General features: G+C 27.3%; 21 protein-coding genes. 10 read left to right on the forward strand and 11 right to left on the reverse strand.

The window, feature by feature from the left end; all coding sequences use genetic code 11:
• Positions 1-80: 80 nt before the first annotated feature.
• Both Q0K52_RS10555 and Q0K52_RS10560 read right to left on the reverse strand, forming a co-directional pair.
• Positions 81-989 carry a DMT family transporter gene (locus Q0K52_RS10555; protein WP_297299206.1) on the reverse strand — a complete coding sequence of 303 codons (909 nt, stop codon included), beginning with the start codon at positions 987-989 and terminating at the stop codon, positions 81-83.
• A gap of 30 nt (positions 990-1,019) precedes the next feature.
• Positions 1,020-1,172, reverse strand: a complete 153-nt coding sequence (locus Q0K52_RS10560; protein WP_297299208.1) for a hypothetical protein — start codon at positions 1,170-1,172, stop codon at positions 1,020-1,022.
• 223 nt (positions 1,173-1,395) lie between these two features.
• Here Q0K52_RS10560 and Q0K52_RS10565 point away from each other — a divergent pair, with 223 nt between their 5' ends.
• On the forward strand, positions 1,396-1,788 hold the full coding sequence (locus Q0K52_RS10565) for a rhodanese-like domain-containing protein (RefSeq protein ID WP_297299210.1): 393 nt from the start codon (positions 1,396-1,398) through the stop codon (positions 1,786-1,788).
• 83 nt (positions 1,789-1,871) lie between these two features.
• On the opposite strand, the gene Q0K52_RS10570 is transcribed toward Q0K52_RS10565, so the two are convergent.
• Positions 1,872-2,237: a hypothetical protein gene (locus Q0K52_RS10570; protein WP_297299211.1), complete on the reverse strand. Its 366-nt coding sequence runs from the start codon at positions 2,235-2,237 to the stop codon at positions 1,872-1,874.
• Positions 2,238-2,265: 28 nt separating this feature from the next.
• Entirely contained in the window at positions 2,266-2,511 is a 246-nt protein-coding gene (locus Q0K52_RS10575; RefSeq protein WP_297299213.1) for a hypothetical protein, read from the reverse strand.
• Between the two features lie 335 nt (positions 2,512-2,846).
• Here Q0K52_RS10575 and Q0K52_RS10580 point away from each other — a divergent pair, with 335 nt between their 5' ends.
• The 7 genes from Q0K52_RS10580 to Q0K52_RS10610 all read left to right on the forward strand — a co-directional run bounded on the left by Q0K52_RS10580 (position 2,847) and on the right by Q0K52_RS10610 (position 11,869).
• Positions 2,847-3,578 (forward strand): outer membrane lipoprotein carrier protein LolA, encoded by a 732-nt coding sequence (locus Q0K52_RS10580; protein ID WP_297299214.1) that lies wholly within the window; start codon positions 2,847-2,849, stop codon positions 3,576-3,578.
• Between the two features lie 14 nt (positions 3,579-3,592).
• The gene (locus tag Q0K52_RS10585) at positions 3,593-4,936 is read left to right on the forward strand and encodes a helix-turn-helix domain-containing protein (RefSeq protein WP_297299216.1); all 1,344 of its coding nucleotides are present in this window, start codon (positions 3,593-3,595) and stop codon (positions 4,934-4,936) included.
• Between the two features lie 140 nt (positions 4,937-5,076).
• Positions 5,077-6,396: a 30S ribosomal protein S12 methylthiotransferase RimO gene (rimO, locus tag Q0K52_RS10590; RefSeq protein WP_297299219.1), complete on the forward strand. Its 1,320-nt coding sequence runs from the start codon at positions 5,077-5,079 to the stop codon at positions 6,394-6,396.
• Between the two features lie 20 nt (positions 6,397-6,416).
• Complete coding sequence (clpX, locus tag Q0K52_RS10595; RefSeq protein ID WP_297299220.1) at positions 6,417-8,231, forward strand: ATP-dependent Clp protease ATP-binding subunit ClpX; 1,815 nt, start codon at positions 6,417-6,419, stop codon at positions 8,229-8,231.
• Between the two features lie 77 nt (positions 8,232-8,308).
• A complete protein-coding gene (locus Q0K52_RS10600) occupies positions 8,309-8,881 on the forward strand; it encodes an RNA polymerase sigma factor (RefSeq protein ID WP_297299222.1) in 573 nt (190 codons plus the stop codon).
• On the forward strand, positions 8,878-9,213 hold the full coding sequence (locus Q0K52_RS10605; RefSeq protein ID WP_297299223.1) for a hypothetical protein: 336 nt from the start codon (positions 8,878-8,880) through the stop codon (positions 9,211-9,213). Before Q0K52_RS10600 ends, Q0K52_RS10605 begins: the two co-directional genes overlap by 4 nt.
• A gap of 169 nt (positions 9,214-9,382) precedes the next feature.
• Complete coding sequence (locus Q0K52_RS10610; protein WP_297299225.1) at positions 9,383-11,869, forward strand: ATP-dependent Clp protease ATP-binding subunit; 2,487 nt, start codon at positions 9,383-9,385, stop codon at positions 11,867-11,869.
• Between the two features lie 62 nt (positions 11,870-11,931).
• Here Q0K52_RS10610 and Q0K52_RS10615 read toward each other — a convergent pair whose 3' ends face one another.
• From Q0K52_RS10615 to secA, 3 genes are all read right to left on the reverse strand, one after another.
• Complete coding sequence (locus Q0K52_RS10615; protein WP_367270995.1) at positions 11,932-12,405, reverse strand: DNA/RNA non-specific endonuclease; 474 nt, start codon at positions 12,403-12,405, stop codon at positions 11,932-11,934.
• Positions 12,345-12,494 (reverse strand): hypothetical protein, encoded by a 150-nt coding sequence (locus Q0K52_RS10620; RefSeq protein WP_297299226.1) that lies wholly within the window; start codon positions 12,492-12,494, stop codon positions 12,345-12,347. Before Q0K52_RS10620 ends, Q0K52_RS10615 begins: the two co-directional genes overlap by 61 nt.
• 211 nt (positions 12,495-12,705) lie before the next feature.
• Positions 12,706-15,651 (reverse strand): preprotein translocase subunit SecA, encoded by a 2,946-nt coding sequence (gene secA / locus Q0K52_RS10625; RefSeq protein ID WP_297299228.1) that lies wholly within the window; start codon positions 15,649-15,651, stop codon positions 12,706-12,708.
• Positions 15,652-16,099: 448 nt separating this feature from the next.
• Between secA and Q0K52_RS10630 the strand changes: the two genes are divergently transcribed.
• Together Q0K52_RS10630 and feoB are read left to right on the forward strand one after the other, a co-directional pair.
• A complete protein-coding gene (locus Q0K52_RS10630) occupies positions 16,100-16,957 on the forward strand; it encodes a DMT family transporter (protein ID WP_297299230.1) in 858 nt (285 codons plus the stop codon).
• A gap of 541 nt (positions 16,958-17,498) precedes the next feature.
• On the forward strand, positions 17,499-19,991 hold the full coding sequence (gene feoB, locus Q0K52_RS10635) for a ferrous iron transport protein B (RefSeq protein ID WP_297299232.1): 2,493 nt from the start codon (positions 17,499-17,501) through the stop codon (positions 19,989-19,991).
• A gap of 163 nt (positions 19,992-20,154) precedes the next feature.
• On the opposite strand, the gene Q0K52_RS10640 is transcribed toward feoB, so the two are convergent.
• The 4 genes from Q0K52_RS10640 to Q0K52_RS10655 form a co-directional block, all read right to left on the reverse strand.
• Positions 20,155-20,958 carry a hypothetical protein gene (locus tag Q0K52_RS10640; RefSeq protein ID WP_297299235.1) on the reverse strand — a complete coding sequence of 268 codons (804 nt, stop codon included), beginning with the start codon at positions 20,956-20,958 and terminating at the stop codon, positions 20,155-20,157.
• A gap of 23 nt (positions 20,959-20,981) precedes the next feature.
• Positions 20,982-21,731, reverse strand: coding sequence for an SDR family oxidoreductase (locus tag Q0K52_RS10645; RefSeq protein WP_297299236.1), 750 nt, complete (start codon positions 21,729-21,731; stop codon positions 20,982-20,984).
• A 45-nt stretch (positions 21,732-21,776) separates the two neighbouring features.
• Positions 21,777-22,901 carry a hypothetical protein gene (locus tag Q0K52_RS10650; RefSeq protein WP_297299238.1) on the reverse strand — a complete coding sequence of 375 codons (1,125 nt, stop codon included), beginning with the start codon at positions 22,899-22,901 and terminating at the stop codon, positions 21,777-21,779.
• Positions 22,902-23,025: 124 nt separating this feature from the next.
• Positions 23,026-23,946 carry a glycosyltransferase gene (locus tag Q0K52_RS10655; protein ID WP_367270996.1) on the reverse strand — a complete coding sequence of 307 codons (921 nt, stop codon included), beginning with the start codon at positions 23,944-23,946 and terminating at the stop codon, positions 23,026-23,028.
• Positions 23,947-23,982 lie beyond the last annotated feature (36 nt).

Genomic DNA, 23,982 nt, shown 5'->3' on the forward strand with positions numbered 1-23,982 from the left:
GGGGTATGGGGCAAAGCCCCAGATATAAAAACAAAAATATAAATTTATTTTTGACAAAATATAGTTGTTTAGGTATATACTCATTTATTGTTTTTTATTGCTTTTTTAGAAAATAAATTTGTTTCTGATATTATTACACCTAATAATATTAATGCCACACCAATAACAGCAAATATAGTAATGTTTTCATTCAATACTATTTTTGAAGATATCAATGTTATTATAGGTATAATATATATATAAGTGTTATTTTTTACTGCACCTAAAATTCTTGTTGAATATGCCCAAGTTATAAAACATAATGTGCATGCTACAAATGAAAGAAATATAAAATTAACTAAATTTATTGGTTTTAAATAATCATTTATGCTTACATTAAATTTCATTAAAAACATCATAGGAAGCATAAATATTATTCCATATATAAATGTTTTCTTTGTTATAGTTATTGATCTATGTCCTAAATCTCCCATAATTTTAACAAGTACAGAATATATTCCCCACATAACAGCAGCAAGCAAGGCAAACATATCACCTATAGGATTTATTTTTAATACAAATTTTCCATTGAAAGTTATTATAGCAATTCCAATTATTGCAAATATAAATCCTATAAAGAAATTAGGTTTTAATTTTTCTTTCAAAAAAACAGCCGCAAATATTCCAGTAAACAGCGGACCTATAGCAACAAGTATTCCTACATTAGAAGCTAGAGAATAATTTAATGCTATATTTTCAAATAAATAATAAAGTGTAACTCCGCTTAATCCTGTAAGAGCAAATAATAGTTCTTCCTTTTTTGAATATATTTTATTGTTTTTTGGATATATTATCATTAATAATATAAGACCTAATAAAAATCTAGTAAAGAGAATTTCTATTGGAGAGAAATCATTTAACAATATTTTTGTTGAAATGAAAGTTATGCCCCACATTAATATGCTGAAAGATGTGCATATATAGGCCTTTATTTTTTGATTGATAAACATGATGTTTTTTCCATTTTAATAATTTATTAATTACTTAGAAGAATCCTTTACTATATTTTTTATATATTCATCATCTTCTATAATGTTTATAGAATCTTGTTTATTTTCTTCTTTTTTATTTTTGTCAGCACAAGATAATACTAATATCATCATTGCTAATAAACAACATATCTTTTTTACCATAAAAAAATTATCCGCTAAAAATAATTGTATTAATTATATAATAATAACAAATAAAAATAAAGAAAGTATAGAAAATATATTACAAAATATTTATGTAATAATGAATTTTTTAAAAATGTATAATTTATTTTTTATTATTAAAAACTGTTTGACAAAATATATAAATATAATATTATGTTAATTAATAAAATTTATAAAAATAGTTAAAAGGAAATATAAAGAAATGAAAAAGTGTTTATTGTATTTTGGCATTGTTTTATTATTTTTGTTTCTAATGCTCTCTTGTTCCAAAAAATCTTATAATGATATTAACTTAAAAAAAGCATTAGATTTAATGACAAAATCTACTAATTTAATTTTATTAGATGTAAGAACAGCAGAAGAATATATGGCAGGAAGTGTGCCAAACTCAGTTAATATCGATGTTATGAATACTGATTTTATAAGTAAAATAAATCTTTTGGATAAAAACAAAGATTATATAGTTTATTGCAGGAGCGGAAATAGAGCTTCAATAGCTTCTAGTATAATGTCTACAAATGGATTTTTGAATGTTTACAGTTTGGTAAATGCTAATTATGAAGATTTTGTAAATGCGGTATTAACTAATAATTGATAATTATTTGTTTAAATAATATTTAGTGAATAAAAATAAGCAAGGAGATTTTTTCTCTCCCTGCTTATTTTTTTATATTTTTATTATGCTTTTATTTCATTTATAGCATTTTCAATATTATCTGATATTTTAATTTTTTTATGTGCTTCTAATGATTTTAATGACCATTTTGCATATTCGTTTAATCCGGTTAATATCATTGTTCCTCCTCTGAACTCAAGTACTTTTTGTGTTTCAATCATCAAATATATGGCATTAGAAATTATATATTTAATATTGTTTCTAAAATATATTATTATGTTTCTAGCTTCATTTTCTAATAATCTATTTAATATATTGTATAGGTCATTATATATATTTATATTAATATCTTTTTTTATAACTAAAACTATATTATGTTCATTTTTTAATATATATTCTTCTATATGATTATTATAATTATTTTTCATAAACTTAAAAACTCCAATATTTAATTTTTTATAATAAATTTCCTCCTTCTCTAAATAAGTCAACTTTTTCTTTTAATGTATCATATAGCCTTAAGAAACTTGGCAATGATAAATATACAGTTGTTTCTACATCAACAATTCCTTCATTATGGATTTCATTTCCAAGCAGCAGAATTATTTCTTCATCATTTTGTATTATTGCACTTCTATTGCTATATATATTTTTAGATTTAGATAAATTGTATTTTGTATTATTTATTTCCTTTGTTTTCATATTATTCCTCCTAATGTAAAAATATTATTAATAATAATGTGATATTTTTAATAATTATTTTTGTGTTAAATAATATACTTTAATTTTTGAATATGTCATTAATGTGAAGTAATATATAGTTCCTATAATTGAGAAATACTACATATTTTTATAAAAAAATCGATTTTTTATACTCGTTTTTGGTAAAAAATGAGTATGAAATAAGTTTGTTATTAATAATAATTTAATGATTTTAAATAAAAAAATAAAATGCTTGTTTTTTATGTATTTTTATTATATCATATTAAATTAGTATAGATGTAATTTATTTAAATCAAGGAAAAATTAAAATATTTATGAAAAAAATTGCTATATTTATTATATTATTAATTAGTATGCAATCAGCATATACCCAAATAATGACACCAGAAAAAGTTGTTAGTATGATATCCAATAGATTCACTAAAATTAATGGTTTTTCAGCTAATTTTGTGGAAAGAAATGGGGAAAAGATATCGTATGGTACAGTTATAACTAAAAATCCTAATCTATTTAGAATGGAATATAGTAGAGGAGGAAATGGTCAGTCAATATATTGTAATGGCGAAACATTATGGATAATATTTCCAAGGAATAATGTTGTAGCTGAGCAAAAGTTAAATTACGGTGATTCAGGTGCTATATATACAGCTGAAGGAATATTGAGACTTACAACTAAATTTAATATAGATTTTTATGATGAAAGGGAATTAGTATCGCTTAATAGTTTTAAAGATTCAGACTTAGGTATTGCTAAATATAATAGTGCATCTTATGCAGGTAATGATACTAGAAAGGCTTATCATATGCTTTTAACATCTAAACAGGCTAGTGTAGATAGAACAGGTTTTACAAAGATTCATTTATGGGTTGATAATACAGGTATGATCATAAGAATATTAGGCATAACAACAACTAATGTTCCTGTAGAGTATTTATTTACAAGCATTAGATATAATCCTAGATATGAAGATGGAAACAAGGATTTTGAACCAACTATAGATGAAAATATGCAAGTTTTGAAAGATGGTTTAGTGCCAAATAATTAACTTTAAGGATTTATATGGAAACTATTGGTCAAATATTAAAGAATGCTAGAGAAAAGAAAGGTCTTACTATAGAAGAATTAGAGGCTACTACTCATATAGTTGCCAGATTTATAAAAGCTTTAGAAAATGAAGAATTTGATGTATTACCTGGTGAGATATATGTTAAGGGATTCATTAAGAATTTAAGCGATAAATTATCTTTAGATGCCAATATGGTTCTTGAGAGATACAATTTACAGAAAAATGGTATAAAATCAGAACAGGATCTATTAAAGAATACTAAAAATAATAAGGCTTTTAAGAAAGTAAAGGAAACTCCTAAAGAATCTACTGAACAAGAAAACAGTACTCCTAAAGAAAAAGAAACTCCTCCTAAAGAGAGCTTAAAAGATACGATCAATTCAGAAAAAAATGAAGAAAAAACAATAAAAGAGACTAATAGAAAGAATAAAAATATAAGTTCTACAAGCAATGCTGAAACAGATTTGCTTTTTATGCCAAAAAAGGACTTGTATAAATTAAGAACTAGAAATACAAGACCTATAATGCCTACAGTTATTATTATACTTGCTATTATTGTTGTTATAGCAGTTATTGTTGTTAATAGAAACAATATATTAGGCTTATTTTCTTCTAATAAAAAGCAAAATAGACCGGAAACTGAAATATCAAAGAATATAGTTGATAGTAAAGCTAAACAAAGCGTAAAAGTAGGCGATGTTATATATTTTAAGCCATTAGGAATTTCAGCTACAATAAAATTTAACACTATAGGTAATGTTGTACATATAAATATAAACGGACAGGATTTATCTTTCTCCAAAAGTAATCCTATAATATTAGATTTGAATGGAAATGGTATAAATGATTTCAAAATAAGTGTTGTAGAAGTTTATGATAATTCTGCTACAGTTGAAATGGAAAGATTAGAAGAAAATCAAATGGTAAATACTGGATATAGTAATGAAATTGAAACTCCAGAGCTAAATGCTAATTATAATGGAGGAAATCTTTCTACTAATCTTACAGTAATTAATGGTGAAACTTATATAGAACAGGATACAGAAAAAGTTGATATCAGAATAGAGATAACAGCTAAACATTTTGTATATGTTAGATATTTTATAGATTCCAACAGACCAGCTACTACAAACCTTTTAAGCGGTAAAACATTATATTTAGAAGCTAAAGATGTTGTTATGCTTACTATAGGTAATGCAGGAGAGGTTGTAGTAAAAGTTAATGGAAAAGTTATTAATGTTGGTGCTTCAGGTGAAACAGTTAATAAGACTATAAAATGGGTTAAGAATTTGAATGATTCTACTAGATATAATCTTATTATGTCAGATACTAAATAATAATTCCGATTATAGTTTCTAAATAAAGTATTTTTGCTTGTAATATTTAGTAAATAAAAATAGTTATTATTTAAAAATAAAAATTGACTATTTTGATAATTTAAGTATATTTAAAATAATAAAGAAAAAGGATAATCACTTTGCATAACATATATTTACATAGTTTAGGCTGTGAAAAAAATACAGTTGACGGCGAACATATATTAGCTATTTTAAATAAAAATGGATTCAAGGTAGTAAATAATCCGGAAGAAGCAGATGTTATAGTTATAAATACATGTGCATTTATTGAAGATTCGAAAAAAGAATCCATTGATGCTATATTTGATCATTCTATGTATAAAAAGTACGGAAAATGTAAAAGATTAATAGTATCAGGCTGTATGAGTGAAAGATATAAAGATAATTTCCTTGATATGTTTAAAGAAGTTGATTCCGCTATAGGTATACATGATTTAGAAAAAATACTTACTGCTGTAGAAAAAGACGGTTTCCATGATGCTGAAAATAATAAAGAATATAAAGAGTATGGCGACAGAGTTAATACAGGTTCAGATTACAGTGTTTATATAAGAATAAGTGACGGCTGTCATGCAAACTGCAGTTTTTGTGCCATTCCAAGTATAAGAGGAAAGCATAGAAGCAGAAAGATTGAAGATATAGTAAAAGAAGCTGAAAATTACGCTAAAAAAGGTGCTAAAGAAATTAATTTGATAGCACAGGAAACAACATTTTATGGATATGATTTATACAGTAAACTAGCTTTGCCGGATTTGCTTAAAGAACTTTCTAAAGTAGAAGGTATTGAATGGATAAGAGTATTATATCAAAATCCAGTTGTATTGAATGATGAAATAATAGATGCATTTTTTAATACTGATAAAGTTGTGCCATATTTTGATATACCTTTACAACATGTTGATAAAGAAATATTAAAAGATATGAACAGAGGTACAAGAGGATACAAATTCTACAAAGAAATGATTGATAAAATAAGAAGTTACGATAAAAATGCAGTTATAAGAACATCATTGATAGTAGGATTCCCGGGAGAAACAAAAGAGTCATTTAAAAAGTTATTGAAATTTGTCAGAAAAGCTGAGCTTGATAGAGTAGGTGTATTCACTTATTCTGAAGAAGAAAATACAAAGGCATTAACATTAAATAAACCTAAAATAAGCAAACATACTAAAATGATGCTTAGAGAAAAACTTATGAAAGAGGCTATAGAAGTTTCTGAAAGAAGATTAGAAAGGTTTATAGGACAGACAATAGATGTATTAATAGAGAAAAAAGAAGATGATGATAAGTTTATAGGAAGAAGTAAATACGATGCTCCTGAAGTTGACGGATATGTTGAAGTTTATATAGGAAATGATAAAAAAATCAATATAGGTGATATTGTTAAGGTAAATATAACTCATAATACAGAATATGATTTAATAGGTAATTTAGTTTAAATAATTTTTAGGAGAAAATTATGAAGAAAAAAGATGAAAAACCTAAATCCGAAGAAAAATATAAAGATAGGGAAGATGCCTTTAGAGCGTATTTTGAAATAATCACTAAAATCGTTTATACATTAAATTTAATATCTGACAGAAATGATATGACTAGAAGACTGTCAAGTAATATAGACAGGGCATTAGGTTATGATGATGAAGTTGTATCAAATAATGAAAAAAATTTAAATAATGCTAATGAAATAGATTTGCTTGTTAATTCTTTAAAAGGAGATGTAAGAAAAATATCTACTTTCAAGAAATATAATTTTAATATAGAAAAATTTATAGCTGAAAGAGAATTAAATTTAGATGAGAGATTTATATTATATTCAGTTTTAGTATATACAATTTACGGCGATTCAATGTCAGCAATATCTATAAGAAGGATATTAGAGCTTATAACATTGAATTCGGATATTTATATAAATAAGTATCATTATTTTGATTCAAAAAGCAAATTAATGTCAAGCGGTATATTTACATTATCTCATGAGCCATATCCAAGCGGCGGAATATTAGAGATAAGCAATACATTAGTAACTTTTGTAAATTCCAAAGTTATTTTTGCTTTTTTGGAGAAAGATAATTACGGTATAATAGAAGGTATTCTTAATAACGAAGAAGTTATAAGGAAATACACATCTGAAAATAAATTTAATAGCAAAAAGAAATCTTCAGAATCTGCTATTTTAACACCTAAGGAGATAGTATCAGAGTTAGATAAAACAGTGATAGGTCAAGATGAGGCTAAAAAGGCATTAGCTGTTCATGCTTATCTACATTGTCTTAGAATAAATGGTAATAAAGAAATACCATTTAGATCTAATATACTTATGATAGGGCCTACAGGTGTTGGTAAGACTTATTTAGTTAAGACATTAGCAGATATTTTAGGACTTCCTTTTGCCCGTGCTGATGTTACCACACTTACAGAAACAGGCTATGTAGGTGATGATGTAGAGGTTGTGCTTTATAATTTATATAGAAAGGCTAATGGAGATATAGAGAAAGCACAGCATGGTATAGTATTTTTAGATGAAGTTGATAAAATTGCAAAAGCAGATGCACATCAATCAACTACAGGCAATCCTTCTGATAAAGCAGTGCAAGAGGCTTTACTTTCTATGATGAATGGAGAGGATATTAGGGTTCCTGAGTTTGGTGACAGACGTATGATGCATTCAAGTGACGGCATACTTATGAATACTAAAAATATATTATTCATATTTGGTGGTGCTTTTGTAGGACTTGATGATATTATAAAGATGCGTCTTAAAGGAGAAAGCAGTTTAGGTTTCGGTTCCAATGCTGTTATTAATAAACTTCAAAAAGATAGGATATTGAGTCAGGTTGATGTTAAAGATATAGAAAAATATGGTATGATACCGGAGTTTATAGGAAGAATACCTATAATAGTAACATTGAATGAGCTCACAAAGGAAAATTTAAAAGATATCTTGACAAAAACTTCAGAATCTCCTATTATAAAATATACAGACTTTTTTAAGAGTATAGGTAAGAAGTTAACAGTAACGTCTGAAGCTATAAACTTTATAGTAGATAAAGCTTCAAGTATGAATATGGGAGCTAGATCATTAAAAAGTATTGTTGAAACAGCAATGGTCAATATACTTTTTAATTTAGATGGTGTAAAAGGAAACGCTTTGACACTTACTAAGTATGATATAGAGTGTGCGTTTAATGAGAAAGAGGCAGTAAATTCAAGCAATGAGAAGAAAAAATTAGATGGTTCTAATAAGAATTTCTTGAAAGAAAGTTATATGGCTTGATTTTACTTAAATGTTATTGTATTTGTTATAAATAATGTGTATATTATTTAAGAACAGGTAAATTGGAGTTTGTAGAGATGATAGAAATAAAAGAAAAAGAATTATTAAAAGATTATGAATTAATAGAGGCACATAAGAAAGGTGATAATGAAGCATTAGATATATTGTTAACTAGATATAAAAACTATATATTTAATTTATCATACCGCTTCATGCATAACTATGAAGATGCTATGGATTTAACACAAGACGTATTAATACGTGTTTATAAAGCTATAGACAGATATGAAGAACGCAATTACTTTAAAGGTTGGTTATACCGTATAATAAGTAATACAGCTATAAATATGTATTCAAAAGCTTATAGAAGAGAATCACCTTACTTAGAAAAATTAGAAGTAGTAGATGATAAAAGATATAATACAGAAAAAGAATATGAAAGAATATATCTTCAGGAAAAGATATACAATGCATCTACTAAATTGAAGGGAAAACAAAGAGATGTCTTTATATTGAGGTATTATGAGAATTACTCATATAAAGAAATAGCAGATATTTTAAATATATCAAGCGATTCTGCTAAGAGTAATTATTCTTATGCTCTTAAAAAAATGAAATCGCTATTAGAAAAAGAAAGGACTCTTTTATGAAACTACATGAGATGATGCAATTTAAAAGCAAAATCGAAAAAAAACGACATTATTTCGACTTGCCAAGTTTGCCAGATAGAGAATGGCAGTACATGTTGCAAAGAGCTAAAATGGAAAATATGAAAAACGGAAAGATAAATCCATTTTATGCTTTTATGTGTTCAGCTAGACTTTCTTTTGCTCTATCTACAGCAATCGTTTTGGCGTTAGTATTCTCATTACTTTATTCAGTTCCTAACAGTAATGATAATAATAATTTGAATGTAAATACTGCATCAACTACTAGAACTAATGTAAATGTTGTTAATGTAGCTAATAGTAGTTTTATTTGATTAAAAGATATTCATTTATACTATATTAGGCATTATCATCAATTATATAGAGTTAATGTGTGTTATTGACTAGCTATTAAGGCTATAGTATATTATAGCCGATAATAGCTATTAAAAAATAAAATTTATTTCAAAGTATATAATATTATTATATATACAGGATTATTATATGTTTCAATTCCATTTAACAAGTAAAGCAAAAAAGGTTATAGAATTATATGCTCAGGAAGAAGCTAAAAGATTAAATCATGATATGGTAACTCCAGAGCATATTCTTTTAGGGTTATTGCATGAATCAGAGGCTTTAGCTACTCGTGTTTTGATGAGATTGAAAATAGATTTGGATAGATTAAAATTAGAATTAGAATCTACTATGGTAAAATCTTCCTCAACTAAAGTATTTGGAACTTTACCTACCGCACCTAGAGTGCAAAAATTAATTAGTAGATCAGCTGAAGAAGCTAGAGCTTTAAGCCATAATTATATAGGTACAGAGCATTTGCTTCTTGGTTTATTAAGAGAGGAAGGCGGTACAGCTTATAATGTACTTACAAGTTTAGGACTTGAACTTACTGTATTAAGGCAAGAAATATTAAAAATGCTTGGCGTTGCAGGAAGCGGTGCATCTTCTTCAGAACAAACTCATCAAGATGATACTGTAAAAAAAGTAAAAACTCCTACATTGGATCAATTTGCACGCGACTTAACTAAAATGGCACGTGATAAGGCTCTTGATAGAGTAATAGGCAGATCAAATGAGGTTATGAGAGTTGTTCAAATTCTTTCAAGAAGAAAAAAGAATAATCCTATACTTCTTGGCGAACCAGGTGTAGGTAAAACAGCTATAGTTGAAGGCTTGGCAGAAAAGATAGTTGCTGGAGATGTACCAGATATACTTCTTAAAAAACGTGTACTTACTCTCGATTTGTCTTCTGTTGTAGCTGGTACAAAATACAGAGGTGAATTTGAAGAAAGAATAAAAAATATTGTTTTAGAAATTAAAAAAGCTAATAATATTATCATATTTATAGATGAGCTTCATACATTAATAGGTGCCGGCGGTGCTGAAGGTGCTTTAGATGCTGCTAATATGTTAAAACCAGCACTTTCACGCGGTGAGATACAATGTATAGGTGCTACTACTATTAATGAATATAAAAAATATATAGAAAAAGACGGTGCTTTGGTTAGAAGATTTCAGCCTATCAATGTTGAAGAGCCTAGCATAGAAGATACTATAGAAATTTTAAACGGTATAAAAGGTAAATATGAGGAACATCATAAAGTAAAATATACTGATGAAGCTATTGCAGCAGCTGCTGTTTTAAGTAAAAGATATATATTTGAAAGACATTTACCAGATAAAGCAATAGATTTAATAGATGAAGCAGGTTCAAGAGCAAGACTTCTTAATATGACTAGACCAGCTGAGTTTAAAGATTTAGAAAAGAAAATAGAAGAACTCAATCAAGAAAAGAAAAATGTTGTTGATAATCAAAACTTTGAAGAAGCTGCTAAAATAAGAGATGAAATTACTGCATTACAGGAAGAACTTACTAAAAAAGAAGAAAAATGGCGTGAAGAACGCGATAAGATAGAAACGTTTATAGAGGAAGATGATATAAGATATGTTATATCTGAAATTACAAATATCCCTATAAAGAGATTATTAAATTCAGAAAGTAAAAGACTTATAGATATGGAAGAAGAGCTTCATCAAAAAGTTGTAGGACAGCAAGAGGCTATAGCTTCTATATCAAGAGCTATAAGAAGAAGCAGAGCAGGATTAAAAACTTCTAAAAGACCTTTAGGAAGCTTTATTTTCTTAGGACCTACTGGTGTTGGTAAAACTGCTTTAGCTAAAGTACTTTCAGAATTTATGTTTGGCGATAGTGATGCTCTTATTAGAATAGATATGAGTGAATTTATGGAAAAATTTGCTGTAAGCAGACTTATAGGAGCCCCTCCAGGATATGTAGGTTATGAGGAAGGCGGCGGACTTACTGAGAAAGTAAGAAGAAAACCTTATTCACTTATACTTTTTGATGAGATAGAAAAAGCTCACCCTGATGTTACTAATATTCTTTTGCAGGTGCTTGAAGAAGGTCAGCTTACTGATAATTTTGGAAGGAAAGTTGATTTTTCTAATACTATCATCATTATAACAAGCAACTTAGGTGCTAGAGATATTGTTAAAGGAAGTTCTTTAGGATTTAATGCTGTAGGAAGCGAAAAAGATGCTAATGATATAAAGAACTTCGCTTTAGAAGAATTAAAACAAAACTTTAACCCAGAGTTCTTGAATAGAATAGATGATATTATAGTATTCCATACCCTCACTAAAGAAGACCTTAAAGACATTATTAATATAATGCTTAAAGAGTTAAATGAGGCTATAAAAGAAAGAAATATAGTTATCAACTTATCTGATGAGGCTAAAAACTATATAATAGATAAGGGTTTTGATAAGAAGTATGGTGCTAGAAGCTTAAGAAGAGCTATACAAAAAGAAATAGAAGATTATGTAAGTACAGAGATATTGTTTGGTAACATAGAAGAGGGTGATATAATTAATATTGATGCTAATGATGGCTCTTTGATATTTTCTTATACAAAGTCTGTTAAGACTGAAGATAAGGAATTATCCAAAAGTTAGTTAACATACTCCTATAAATATTTAAGACGCTTCAAAATTGTTTGATAATTTTGAGGCGTTTATTATTTGCAGTTATTTGTTATTATTGTATTTGTGAATATCTTTATTATTCGGTAATTAGTATAATCTTGTTCTACTTTATAATTGATTTTGATTATATTTGGACGCATGTTTGTATATATGTAATTTATATCTATTATTATATCTTCTATTTTTCCATGATTATTTAGTATATCTTTCCATTCCATTTCCATTTTTAGCATTTCGCCAGTATTAACTTTTTTATTTATTGGTATGATATTATCTATATTAGGAGAACCTCCAAACTGCCTTCCAATAATATGTCCACCATGATCTTGTTCTTTTATTCCGTAAAGTTCTACTATCTTTCTTTGGGCATTGGATAATATTAGGCTTTCTTTTCTTATTACTTTGTATATTCTTGATAGATTATCAGTATAATATATTGTTCCGTCTATGTTATATATGATATTTTTTTGATATGTTCTATTCTGTTTATTTTTTCTAAATGAGATTTATCATTTTCGTTTTTTATAATGTATATTTCTTCAGTATAAGAGCATACGGTTATGCTTAAGAATATCAAACAAATATATTTTTTCATAGTTTTCAATATTATTATTAGTATCAAATAAAAATTATAATTTATATTTTAATGTCGGCAACATCTTAAAAGATTACTTTTTTTTTTGATTGAAATTCATCTTATATTTGGTGTAATTCTGATGTTTTATTAAAATATTATTTGATTTTTGGCAATAAAAAAGGCATATATAATAAATATACATGCCTTTTATAAAATAAAAATTTATTTTTTATTGCTGATTATTATCTTTTCCATGGCAATATTTATATTTTTTACCGCTTCCGCAAGGACAAGGATCATTTCTTCCTATTTTTTGAGTCATTTTTACATTAGCTTGTGCCATTCTAGGTTTATTGGATACATTTTGAGGATTTCCGCCATTCATAGCACTTGTATTTCCTTTTTCTTCAACACCGCCGTCAAAAGCACTTTCTCTTTCAATAGTATCAAATGAATTAGGAACTATTCTTACTCTCATTATAAGGTTTACAAGCTCATTATGTATAACGTCCATTGTAGCAACAAACATTTTATAACCTTCAAGCTTATATTCAGTAAGAGGGTTCTTTTCAGCATATCCTCTAAGTCCTATACCTTCTCTTAAACTGTCCATAGCAAATAAATGATCTTTCCATCTATTATCTATTATTGATAGGAATATATTTTTTTCTACTTCTCTGAATATTTTTGCATCTACCATTTCAGCTTTTTTTCTGTATGCTTCAAGCAATATATTTGTGAGGTTCTTTATAGCATTATCAACTCCGCCTTCTACAGCTTTATTTGCAGATTCTTCATCAATACCTATTAAATAACTATTAAGCCATTTTGTTACTTCCACAGGATCAACATTCTTTTTGTTATTGCTAATATCTTTAATAGTATCTTCAGTTACTTCTGATATTATTTCTTCTATTCTAGGAGATATATCTTCAGAATAAAGTATATAATCTCTTTCAGCATAAACAGCCATACGCTGCTGATTCATAACATCATCATACTCAAGCAAATGCTTTCTTATATCGAAGTTTCTGCCTTCAACTTTTCTTTGAGCATTTTCTATAGATTTATTTAGCCATTTATGTCCAAGTTCTTCTTCTTCGCCCATTCCCATAGCAAGCATCATTTTAGAAACTCTTTCACCGCCGAATAAACGCATTAAATCATCTTCAAGAGATAAGAAAAATACACTTAATCCTGGGTCACCTTGTCTTCCGCTTCTACCGCGTAGCTGATTATCAATACGTCTTGCCTCATGTCTTTCGCTACCTATTACATGCAAACCGCCTACAGCTAATACTTTTTCTTTATCTATTTTAGCTTTTTCATTTATTTGTATAATTCTGTCTATTTTTTCTATCATTTCTTCAGCATTATTTTTCTGAGCCAATTCTTTAGCTTCTTCAATTTTTCCAGATATAACGCTTCTTACAAATGCTTCTTTATAAAGGTCTATTGATTTTACTTTCTTTGTTAATTCTTCTTTTTTATAAGGATCTCTCTCTTTGAATGCCTTATCTCTCATAAGTACAAGTATTTGCTCTATTTCAGCAACACCTTTAGCAACTGGGTTACCTCCGAGTACAATATCTGTACCACGACCTGCCATGTTTGTAGCAAGTGTAACTGCTCCAGGTTCTCCTGCCTGTGCTATGATTTGTGCCTCTCTTGAGTGGTTTTTAGCATTCAAAACTTCATGGTTTATTTTATGTCTTTTGAATACTTTTGATAATTCTTCGTTCATTTCTACCGATACAGTACCTACAAGTGCAGGTTTTCCGGCATCTTGAAGTTCTTTTATGTATTTTGCTAATGCCTCAAATTTAGCCTTTTTAGTTCTGTAAATTCTATCTGATAAGTCTTTTCTAGCTATAGGTTTATTAGTAGGTATAACAGCAACGTCTAATTTGTATATTTTGTAGAATTCTTCAGCTTCTGTTTCAGCAGTACCAGTCATACCTGAAAGTTTAGGATACATTCTGAAATAGTTCTGGAATGTAATTGTAGCATAAGTTTGAGATTCATTCTGTATAGCAACTTTTTCTTTAGCTTCTATAGCTTGGTGAAGTCCTTCGCTGTAGCGTCTTCCTTCAAGTACACGACCTGTAAATTCGTCTACTATTAATACTTCTCCGTCTGTAACCATATAATCAACATCGCGTTTGAATACTTTATGAGCTTTCAATGCCTGATTAACATGGTGAACTATTGTACTGCTTTGAGCTCCGTATAAGTTTTCTACATTTAATAATTTTTCTACTTTATGTACGCCTTCTTCTGTAAGGTATACGTTTTTATCTTTTTCATCTAATACATAATCACCAGTGCCGGCTACTTCACGCATTCTTTCATCTACTTCAGCCTGTTTAAGCATAGGTATTATTCTGTCAATTTCATAGTACATTTTTATATTTTTCTCAGCAGGTCCTGATATAATAAGAGGTGTTCTAGCTTCGTCTATTAAAATACTGTCTACCTCATCGACTATGGCAAAGTAGAATTTTCTCTGAACTTTGTCTTCTTTTCTAGTTACCATATTGTCTCTTAAGTAGTCGAAACCGAATTCATTATTAGTACCATAAACAACATCGCAATTATAAACAGCTCTTCTTTCTGGGGAATGAGGTCTAGTATTATCAAGAATACCAACACTAATACCAAGCATAGAGTATATAGGAGTCATCCATTCAGCGTCCCTTTTAGCAAGGTAATCGTTTACTGTAACTACATGCACCCCTAATCCTGTTAAAGCATTAAGGTATACGGCAAGTGTAGCAACAAGTGTTTTACCTTCACCTGTTTTCATCTCGGCAATTCTTCCCTGATGAAGTACTGTTCCTCCCATTACCTGAACATCGAAGTGTCTCATACCTGTTGTTCTTATACTCGCTTCTCTTACTACAGCAAAAGCTTCTGGTAGTATAGCATCTAATATATCTTGAAGTTTTTTCTTATTTTCATCTTTGCTTAAATCTAAATCTTCAGTTTTACAGCCTATATGTTTTTCTACTCTTTCTCTGAATTCTTTTGTCTTATTAGTTAATTCTTCATTGCTTAATTTTTTTATTTCTTCTTCAAATGATAATGTTTTTTCTGCTATAGGTTTTAATACTTTAGCATCATTTTGTTCTTTAGAGCCAAATATCAATTTGAATACTAAATCCATTGCTCCCATTCTATGTAAATCTCCTTAATTAGATGATAAAATTGTCCAAATAATAACTATAAATAATAAAAATATTTTTTATTAAAACTTAATAATAACATAAAATGTAAATATAATAAAGTAGAAAATATATATTTTTGTTATGCTCTTGACTTAGTACATATTTGATTTGATAACTTACAATCAGAAAATAAATAGATTTATTTGCCAGATTTAGTTAGCTTTTATGATTTTTAACTATAATAAATCATTTAATTATTCTTTATACAAATAAATTCTTGTAGTAACATATAATAAAATTGTTTACTATTGATTTATTAAACAAATAATATATTATTAATTATAATTAATTTTATGGTTATTATTATGCAGTGAACTTCATAAAATTCATTTTTTATTCTTAAAATAACATATCTAATTAAATTTTTTACAATATTATAATATATAGAGGACAACAATGCTTCATGTTTTATTAGTAATCATAGGATCTATTGCCTATGGTTTTTTACCGATTTTTGTTAAGAATATTATTCCGTATAATTATTCTTCCCTTTCTATAGTTTTTTATAGATATTTAATTACAGCAGTTTTTTTATTTATAATTATTCTTGTTACTAAAAAAAGCTTCAAAATAACAAAAAGACAATTTATAGAATTATTTATATTCAGCGTTATAGGACTTGGATTAACATTTTTCTTTTTATCACAGGCATTATTGTATATATCAGCAGGACTTACAAATATGATACACTTCGGATATCCTGTTATAGTATTATTAATAATGATATTTATGTATAAAGAGAAGGCTAATATTTTAAAAGTTCTTTCAATGGTTCTTGCTATAACTGGTATATTCCTTCTTACAAAAGTTGTGCAAGTTGAATCATTTTTAGGTGTAATATATGCTCTTATAACTACAGTTACTTATGGTGTATATATAGTAGCTAATAAAAAATGCAGTTTTGCTGAACTTGATACAATGGTTTCAGTTTTTTATATGTCTTTGATAGTTTCTGTAGTGTTTTTTATAGTTGGAATATTTACTAATAGTTTGCAATTATTGAATAACTTATATGTATTTTATAATTTTGCAGCAATAGCTTTACTTTGTACTATATTTTCACTTGGGCTTTTACTTTATGGTGTAAAGAAATTAGGTTCTTCGCTTGCTTCAATACTTAATATGTTTGAACCTACTACTACAGTTGTGGCTTCTATATTTATATATAATGAAGATTTAACTATAAATATTGTTATAGGTTCCGTTTTAATAATACTTTCAACTATAAGTATGGTAATAGGAAGTAAAAACTAATACTGTGTTAATATAGAAATTTGTTATATGTTCTTTAATATAATTATTGGAAATTAAAGTGATTAGTATATACCTAAACAACTATATTTTGTCAAAATAATTTTTTTAATTTAAAATATTTTCAGGGCTTTGCCCACCGCTCTGCGTGCTTACGCAGAACCCCAGTTCTTTTATTGGTATAAAAGAACCTATATCCTCGACAGGCTCGGATACGCTTCGCGAAAGACTGCATTTTTGACCTAAAACTAGGGTATTACACTATATTTAATATATATTCTTAAAATATAAAGTTCTAGTAATTGCGTTTTTCGCTCTGCGTGCCGTAGGCAGCAACTTTTTTGAGCGACAAAAAAGTTGATAATATCTGTGTAAAGTCTATCAGTTGATAAACTTAAAAAAATTCAGTATAAATAGTATAGATTGTGTATTTTTTTGTATAATAAAATAACAAAAATATACTTTTTCTATTGACAATTTTATTTTAAATGTTAGAATACACTAACACTTTATAAATATGTTATAATTTTCAAGGAGAAAATTTATGAAATTAACAGAACTAGATATTGAAGAAGGTTTTGTTGTTGATAAAGTAGCCACTGATGGTGAAATAAGACAAAGAATCATAGAAATGGGATTTACCCCAGGAGCTAAAGGCTGGATTGTAAGAAAAGCACCTCTTGGAGATCCTATACAAGTTCATATTATGGATTATGAAATTTCTTTAAGAAAATCTGAAGCTAACGGTATAGAAGTTGCTAAATCCGAAGTAGAAATAAAAAAAGAAAGAGTATTGAAGCATTCAGAACACCATAAAGAAGTAAAAGAAGATGATTCTTTGCTTGTTGAAAACAAAGATGATATAGCAAAAAAAGTGAAGGTTCCGTCTAATAATACAAAATTAAAAGTTGCTTTGGCCGGAAACCCTAATTCTGGTAAAACTACTATATTTAATGCTTTAACAGGTGCTAATTATAAAGTAGCAAATTATCCAGGTGTAACTGTTGAAAAAAGACAAACTAACATGATGTATAACGGATACACTTATGATTTAATAGATTTACCAGGAGTATATAGTTTAAGTGCTTATTCACAAGATGAAGTTGTGGCATGCGATGTTCTTCTTAATGATAAGCCTGATTTTATAATAAATGTTATAGACTCTACAAATTTAGAAAGGAATTTATATCTTAGCTTACAGCTTATAGAATTAGGCATACCTATTATATGTGTTCTTAATATGTATGAACATGCAGAAAAGAACGGTATAAAAATAGATGAAAAAAAATTAGCAGAATTATTCAAACTTCCTATAATGAAAGTTCATGGAAATAAATATGAAAGTGTTATTATGATACTTGAAAAAATAGAGGAGATGTATAAATCTGGTAATAAACTTCATCAGGATTCAGCTATAAGATACGGCGAAGAAGTAGAGAAATCTATAAAAACTATTACTGATAAAATGCAAGGCGATATAAGCGATTTACATAAAAGATGGCTTGCTATTAAAACTTTAGAAAAAGATGAAAGAGCTATTCATTCTATTAGAAGAGAATGTAATAACGGCGGAGATGTAATAGAAACTTTAAATAAAGAAATAATAAAATTAGAAACTTCAATGAATGCCAAAACTGATTCTATAATGGCAGATAAAAGGTATTCATATATAAGAGGTGCTTTACAAGAAGCTGTTCATAAAGATAATATACAAGCATTTAATTTTACAGAGGCTGCTGATGTAATATTCTTGAATAAATGGTTAGGACTTCCAATATTTTTGGTTGTATTATGGTTAATATTCAAAGTAACTTTCACAGTTGGAGCTTATCCTCAAGGCTGGCTTGAAGCTGGAATAGGAGCATTGTCTGGTTTTGTAGGAGGACTTCTTCCAGAAGGCAGTTTGATACAGTCCGTTGTTGTTGATGGTATTATAGGCGGTGTTGGTGCGGTATTATCATTCCTTCCTCTTGTATTGATATTATTTACCGGAATTTCATTCTTGGAAGATTGCGGTTATATGGCAAGAGCAGCATTCTTAATGGATAAGATAATGCATAAATTGGGTTTGCATGGTCAGTCATTCATACCTCTTTTCTTAGGATTTGGATGTACTATTCCGGCAGTTATGGCAGCAAGAACCTTAAGAAGTAAAAAAGACAGAATAGTTACTGTTTTAATTACTACATTTATGAGCTGCGGTGCAAGACTCCCAGTTTATATATTATTTATAGGTGCTTTCTTCTCTCCAAAAATAGCTCCTTCAATTATGTTTAGTATATATATGATAGGTGTATTAATGGCATTTGTAATGGCATTCATATTTAGGAGAGCATTTTTCAAAGGAGAGGAAACTCCTTTTGTAATGGAACTTCCTCCTTATAGAATACCTAGAGCTAAGGCTGTATTAAGACATATGTTTGACAGAGGCTGGATGTATATTAAAAAAGCTGGTACTTATGTATTTGCTGCTTCAGTTATAATTTGGGCATTAATGACATTCCCTCAATATACGCCTACTGAAGAAGATAATACAAGACTTATGAAAGAAGCTAAAGAATTGGCTGTTTCTCAAGGTTTAGATGCTAATGATGAAGAAGTTATCACTGCTGAATTTGACAGATTAGTTGCTTCTGAAGGATTAAAAAATAGTTATGCCGGTAAAATAGGTACATTTATAGAACCTGTATTAAAACCTTTAGGTTTCGATTGGAGAATAGGAATAGGACTTGTAGCAGGCGGTGCTGCTAAAGAGGTATTAGTTTCAACTATAGCTCAGATTAAATCTATAGAAGACGGAGATGAGGCAGTACTTACAGAATCTCTAAGAAATGATCCTGTATTTAATCCTGTAGTTGCTTATGCATTATTATTATTTGTACTTTTATACTTCCCTTGTTTTGCTGCTGTGGGAGTTATAGGTTCAGAGATAGGTAAGAAATGGATACCTTTCTTAATGATCTATACATTGACTGTTGCTTGGGTAGTAAGTTTCTTATTCTATCAAATAGCAGGAAGAATAACAGGTATTATATAAAGCCCATAAGAATAGTTTTTTAATATAGTGTTTTGCTCAAGGTTTTATTCCTAAATAAAGCCTTGGGCTTTTTTATTATATTGTTTTTTATATTAATATTTTTATAATGAATTAATTCTATTATAAAATATACAAAGTATGGCAATAAAAAATTGAATTAATATTATACCAATATGTATTCATTAAAAATATTCAAAGCATTAATTTTATTATATGAATCTCCGCCTCTCCAATGCATTAATTTCTCGGATAGTTCAGTATTTCTGTATTCTCTTTCTTCTTTGGCTTCCAAAATATCCAAGTATGATAATATTTCTAAAAGTATAATTCTTTCATTTTTTGATGATGGGAAAATATCTTTTAAAGTTTTTTCTAATTTATTTGCTGAATCTTTTTCATTGTTGTATGAATCTATTTGTTTTAGAATATTATTAAAAATTTTTATATCATCTGGTGTAGGGGAGAATTCAAAATCATTAATTTTTTTTAATTCTTCTAAATCAAAATAAATATATGATAAATGTTCAAGCCTTACTCCTCCCCATTTATATTTTTCAAAATTATATACATTTCTATTTTTTAAATTAAAATCATCACCTATGATACAGTAATTGTCATTGCATTCATTACAATAAGATGATTTATTATTTATAAAATTATGAATATTGATTTTTTTGCCTAAATATAAACTTGATATAAAACTTCTTAAATTTAATTGCCTAGTTGACAAAGTGCATAAAAATGCTCCGGCTGTATTTTCAAAATTAATTTCTTTTACTAGATTATTTATTCTTATTATAAGTTCATCATGTTTAATAATTTTATCTGTAAAATCAAACATCAAACCTTTTTCTTTTGCATATAAAAAATCATTATCATTTATTTTATTATCATCAATCCAGCCATTTTTCCAAAAATAATTAAATAATATTTTTTTAGCTTTCTTGTCAGTTTCTATTATAGACATGTACTATCCTAATACAATAATATTTAAATATCTAATTTCCAGCCTTCATCATTATGATATATCATTAATTTAGTCATACCGCCGTCAACTGTGATATTTTCTGCATTTATAAAATCATTATTACAAATAAACCAAGCAGTACTTGCAATATCATAAGTATTTCCAACTTTAGCACTAGGATGCTGCAAAATATCTTCTTTTCTGAATTGAGCATTATCAATTGTGTTTATCCAGCCCGGACTAATTGAGTTTACACGTACTTTATGAGATAAACTTACTGCCATAGCATGAGTTAAAGCTATAATAGCACCTTTTGCAGCACTGTAGCTTTCACTGTCTTTTTGAGACATAAAAGCTCTTGTTGAAGCAATATTTATAATGCATGCTTTTTCATTAAAATGATTCATTAAATTTTTTGTAATCTCATAATGTGCCGCTGCTCCTATTTTAAAAATTTCTAAAAAATCATCATAACTGCAATTACTTAAAAGTCCTTTATTTGAATAGCATGCATTATTTATTAGATAATCAACATTTACGAATTTTTCTATTACTTTATCAGTAAATGATTTAATAGATTTTTCATTATCAATATTATCATTAATAAATAAACATTCTCCGCCTATAGATTTTATTTGTTCATATACTTTTAAACCGTTTTCATTATCTTTATCAATAAAAGCTATATCGCAATTATTTTTAGCAAAGAATAAAGCTATTTCTTTTCCTATGCCGTTTGATGCACCAGTAATAACACATACTTTATTATTCATTTTATTAATCCTTTATTAATCATTATTAAGAAATAATTATAAATATTAAGTTTGCTGATGGAACATTGCAGTAATATTGCAGTCTGTACAGATTTCTATAAATAAAGTACCTTCTGCCATAGATTCAATAGTATGCCATTGAATTTGCATTAAGTATTTCATTTTCTTTCCGCAGCTTGGACATCTCATATATTCCCAGTCCTGAACCCAATTAGCAAATCCGCCTATTGTATTTAAAGTATCATCGAATGCCCCATAAAACAAAGGAACTTCATGTTTTGAAAGAATATAATTATTATTATGCATTGAATTTAATTCTTCTTCCTCTATGTAATTTTCTTCGGAAGCATAATAATTTTCAGACTCTTTATCGAAAGGAAGTATTTCGCTTCCACCTTTTAAATCATACTTTGAATAAGTTGTATTATAAGTTACACAATTAGGACAGCATGAAGCCTTTATTATGCCATCAACGCCTATAAATTTAAGTCTTTCATCTCTGCCGTCAATAATAGCCATATCCATATTTCTGCATCCGCATTCAGGACAATTATCATCTCTTAATGAAGCTATTATAATAGGGCTTTGTTCTTTTTCTTCTTTGCTTTGGGCTTTATCTAAATAATAGCATTTATCAAAATTAAGTATTTGTCTTTTTTTATCTTTATCAAAAGTCCAACCTGCACATTCAGCATAAACTGAAGGATCAACATAAAGTTTCTTTCTCCATTCTCTTGGATTCATTTCAAAATCGTATAGGCAGTCAAGTGAAACATCATCTCCCTGCATAGCTAAACATGATAATAAATTAGCTCCTTCAGAATAATCTTTAGTTGCTTTTATTCTTTTTATAAGTTCATCTCTTATTTCTTCACCGGCTTTATAATAAAATACTTCAGGGTAATAGATTTTTTTCTCTAATGCTTTTTTGGCTATATCTTTTAAATCTATATTTCTATATGCAATCAAATCATAAATGTAAATGCCGTTTAATAATTCTTTATCAACATTTTTTTCTTTTAAATCTTTTACATATTTGTTTATTATTTCTTTTATCTCATCATCAGTTAAAGCAAGTGTTTTATTTCTTTCTTCTTCTGCCTTACATTTAAAGCATAAACCTTTATAACCTAATTCTGTTCCGCATTTATCACATTTATGTTCAAGCATATTTACACCTCAAATATAAATATTTTAATTGCTTTCATTATACTAAAAAAATATTGTTTGTCAAAATTATTTTTTTATCAATTTTAAAACAAGAAGTATGTTTTATATATGAATAAAATATAAATTATTTTTTATGAAATATTTTTTTTAATAAAGAAGAGAATGTAATAATTTCTATTTTATCATAGTATTTAGAAGATTTTATTGTTATTTTTATAAATAATAATTTTATAAAAATTCTATCATTATTTTTGATAATAGAAAAATGATAATTAAATATTTTATCTAATAAGTATTTATTCATATTATCATATTCTTTTATAACATTCATCAATTCATAAGTTATGGTATTTTCTTCTAATTCTTTTGAAGTTGTTTCATTATTTTGATATATATCATTAAATAAATTTTTCCATAATTTTAATATATTATCGTTATTAAATTTTTTTAAACTATCTTTGGCTTCTTTACCTAATTTTTTTCTATATTCCTCATTTTCCAAAATAGTAATCATTAATTCAGCTAAGCCATCTATATCACCTTCTTCAGCTTTTAATACTCCTTTATTATCTTTTACTACTTCTAAATAAGGTAAATCAAACATTACAGTTGGTACACCATAAGATTTTGATTCTAATATTACCATTGAAAAACCTTCACTTACTGATGTAACTAAATGAATAGATGAGTTTAAAAAATATTTTTTTGTTTCTAAATCAAATCCTACTAAATGACAATTATTTTCTACTTTAAAAAATTTTATATTTTTATTTATAAATTCAATATCAGAATCTGATCCTGTTCCAATAATAAATAGTTGTGCATCTGGAATTTTTTCTACAACTTTAGAGAAAGCTTTTATAGCTAAATGCGGTCTTTTAATATTTATTTCAAATCTTGCAAGCCAAACTATATTTTTAGTATCTAAATTTGATACTTGTTCATTATTGTAATTTGATGGGTTTGGAATATAGTATACATTATTTATTCCAAGACTTTCATAAAAATTTTGGGGCTGTCCTAGATAACTTAAATTTGTTAAAATTTAAGTATGAAACGAAGTAAATTAAGTAAAGATAAA

Origin of the sequence: uncultured Brachyspira sp. (genome assembly GCF_944390845.1) — a bacterium.
Classification (GTDB): domain Bacteria; phylum Spirochaetota; class Brachyspiria; order Brachyspirales; family Brachyspiraceae; genus Brachyspira; species Brachyspira pulli.

What these genes read in the sequence shown, in the direction of transcription:
- Q0K52_RS10555 (WP_297299206.1), bottom strand. Translation starts at nt 989, where the DNA reads ATGTTTATCAATCAAAAAATAAAGGCCTATATATGCACATCTTTCAGC.
- Q0K52_RS10560 (WP_297299208.1), bottom strand. Translation starts at nt 1,172, where the DNA reads ATGGTAAAAAAGATATGTTGTTTATTAGCAATGATGATATTAGTATTA.
- Q0K52_RS10565 (WP_297299210.1), top strand. Translation starts at nt 1,396, where the DNA reads ATGAAAAAGTGTTTATTGTATTTTGGCATTGTTTTATTATTTTTGTTT.
- Q0K52_RS10570 (WP_297299211.1), bottom strand. Translation starts at nt 2,237, where the DNA reads ATGAAAAATAATTATAATAATCATATAGAAGAATATATATTAAAAAAT.
- Q0K52_RS10575 (WP_297299213.1), bottom strand. Translation starts at nt 2,511, where the DNA reads ATGAAAACAAAGGAAATAAATAATACAAAATACAATTTATCTAAATCT.
- Q0K52_RS10580 (WP_297299214.1), top strand. Translation starts at nt 2,847, where the DNA reads ATGAAAAAAATTGCTATATTTATTATATTATTAATTAGTATGCAATCA.
- Q0K52_RS10585 (WP_297299216.1), top strand. Translation starts at nt 3,593, where the DNA reads ATGGAAACTATTGGTCAAATATTAAAGAATGCTAGAGAAAAGAAAGGT.
- clpX (WP_297299220.1), top strand. Translation starts at nt 6,417, where the DNA reads ATGAAGAAAAAAGATGAAAAACCTAAATCCGAAGAAAAATATAAAGAT.
- Q0K52_RS10600 (WP_297299222.1), top strand. Translation starts at nt 8,309, where the DNA reads ATGATAGAAATAAAAGAAAAAGAATTATTAAAAGATTATGAATTAATA.
- Q0K52_RS10605 (WP_297299223.1), top strand. Translation starts at nt 8,878, where the DNA reads ATGAAACTACATGAGATGATGCAATTTAAAAGCAAAATCGAAAAAAAA.
- Q0K52_RS10610 (WP_297299225.1), top strand. Translation starts at nt 9,383, where the DNA reads ATGTTTCAATTCCATTTAACAAGTAAAGCAAAAAAGGTTATAGAATTA.
- Q0K52_RS10620 (WP_297299226.1), bottom strand. Translation starts at nt 12,494, where the DNA reads ATGAAAAAATATATTTGTTTGATATTCTTAAGCATAACCGTATGCTCT.
- secA (WP_297299228.1), bottom strand. Translation starts at nt 15,651, where the DNA reads ATGGGAGCAATGGATTTAGTATTCAAATTGATATTTGGCTCTAAAGAA.
- Q0K52_RS10630 (WP_297299230.1), top strand. Translation starts at nt 16,100, where the DNA reads ATGCTTCATGTTTTATTAGTAATCATAGGATCTATTGCCTATGGTTTT.
- feoB (WP_297299232.1), top strand. Translation starts at nt 17,499, where the DNA reads ATGAAATTAACAGAACTAGATATTGAAGAAGGTTTTGTTGTTGATAAA.
- Q0K52_RS10640 (WP_297299235.1), bottom strand. Translation starts at nt 20,958, where the DNA reads ATGTCTATAATAGAAACTGACAAGAAAGCTAAAAAAATATTATTTAAT.
- Q0K52_RS10645 (WP_297299236.1), bottom strand. Translation starts at nt 21,731, where the DNA reads ATGAATAATAAAGTATGTGTTATTACTGGTGCATCAAACGGCATAGGA.
- Q0K52_RS10650 (WP_297299238.1), bottom strand. Translation starts at nt 22,901, where the DNA reads ATGCTTGAACATAAATGTGATAAATGCGGAACAGAATTAGGTTATAAA.